Source organism: Polynucleobacter sp. 39-46-10 (assembly GCF_002282275.1).
Genome location: NZ_NCJB01000556.1, coordinates 1 through 1017, shown reverse-complemented (window position 1 = coordinate 1017; position 1017 = coordinate 1). Strand labels below are relative to the sequence as shown.

The following is a 1017-nucleotide window of genomic DNA, read 5'->3' as shown; positions in this document are numbered from 1 at the left end:
ATCTTTTATGATTCATAAAGATGAATTAAACGCTTTGCGTGATGCAGTTGATCGTATAGAAAAGCGCATCCAAATTTTAGAGCGAAAAGGTTAATTCATTGTGCGTCGTCTAGCCCGCCTTTCCTTTATTTTCTTTACTGCATGGCGCTATGGCATGTTGCCATTACTGCGCGATATTCTGAAGCCTGGTATTCGTCGTGGCATATTGACTGTCATTTGTTGGACCTCTCCAGGCCAATCTTTACCTAGAGGTGAGCGGATTCGTTTGACCCTAGAGGCGTTGGGCCCAATCTTCGTGAAATTTGGGCAAGTACTTTCTACGCGTCGCGATTTATTGCCTGAAGACATTGCCAACGAGTTGGCGAAACTACAGGATCAAGTCCCGCCTTTTTCTAATGAAGAATCTTGCCGCCTCATTGAACAGGCGCTTGGACAATCCATCGAGGAGGTATTCATTAGTTTTGATGCAACTCCCGTGGCTAGTGCCTCTGTAGCCCAAGTGCACTTTGGCTTATTACGTGGAACTGAGAAGCATCCAGAGTGGGAGGGTCGCGCAGTTGCTATTAAAGTTCTGCGCCCTGGCATTCTGCCAATCATTGATGGCGATCTTGCTTTGCTTTATGACTTAGCAAAAATTATTGAGAGACTCTCTGAGGATGGGCGTCGCTTAAAGCCTCGTGAAAATGTTGCTGAGTTTGACACCCACTTGCATGATGAATTGGATCTGATGCGCGAAGCAGCAAACGCAAGTCAGTTGCGTCGCTACTTTGTCGATTCAAAGAAGCTGATGATTCCAGAGATGTATTGGGATTTATGTCATACGAATGTCATTGTGATGGAGAGGATGGATGGCATCTCGATTGGACGAACAGCAGATTTACGTGCTGCTGGCGTTGACTTCAAAAAGCTTGCAGCTGATGGCGTAGAAATATTTTTCACCCAAGTATTCGAGCATGGCTTCTTTCATGCGGACATGCATCCTGGCAACATCATGATCAGTCTTGAGCCAGAAACATT

The 1017-nt window shown here is 45.6% G+C and carries 1 protein-coding gene; it reads left to right on the top strand.

The genetic code is table 11. The annotated features are described in order from the left end of the window. Positions 1 to 100: 100 nt before the first annotated feature. On the top strand, positions 101 to 1017 hold a 917-nt coding region (locus tag B7X71_RS17690; RefSeq protein WP_293601704.1), incomplete at its 3' end, for an AarF/UbiB family protein.